The 527-nt window shown below is 40.0% G+C and carries 1 protein-coding gene; it reads right to left on the bottom strand.

Going from position 1 to position 527, the window contains the following annotated elements; translation table 11 throughout:
- Nucleotides 1-225, bottom strand: a 225-nt coding sequence (locus tag ACFPZN_RS56655; RefSeq protein WP_378293792.1) for a hypothetical protein, incomplete at its 3' end; no start/stop codon positions are given.
- Nucleotides 226-527 lie beyond the last annotated feature (302 nt).

Below are 527 nucleotides of genomic sequence, written 5' to 3'. Positions count from 1 at the left end.
AATTCCCTTAAGAGCTTTCACACCTTCCACATTTCCGTATTCACCGCGCGCCAGTCGCTCGAATTTTCGCAACAATCCATCAAGAAGAATCTCAGTTAATTCGATAGTACTAATCCCACCCTTGTTGAGCTTAATGACAAGTAAGCTACTCCCAGTCTTTCGCTGGTGGCGTAACAAGGCCGCTTTTAAAATTCTGCGTCTATAAGTGCTAATTAAATTATTCACTTTTATTTACCGTAAGCCTTTTTTAAATAAAGCATGGCTATAGACCAATAACCAAGAGAGACAAATAACTGAGCTGTTTTAAATGCTTGTTTATTAATCATGGTTACCCTTAATTTGATTGCAGAAATCCCCGGGATTACTCCTGTAATTAAAATTACTAATTAAATTTTTAAGCCGGGTTTTTAGACTCTTCCTCAATAAGGTACGCTGCAACTGGCCCAATCAGATCAGCCAAAAGTGAGGCGACAGATTCCACGTCTGAGTCGGTCAGTTTATGAGGGTAGTTCTCAAGCATCCTCGCC

It is taken from the genome of Actinomadura rugatobispora (assembly GCF_042656285.1).
GTDB lineage: Bacteria > Actinomycetota > Actinomycetes > Streptosporangiales > Streptosporangiaceae > Spirillospora > Spirillospora rugatobispora.
Note: the sequence above shows the minus strand (reverse complement) of the source record. Positions and strands in the feature narration are given on the sequence as shown.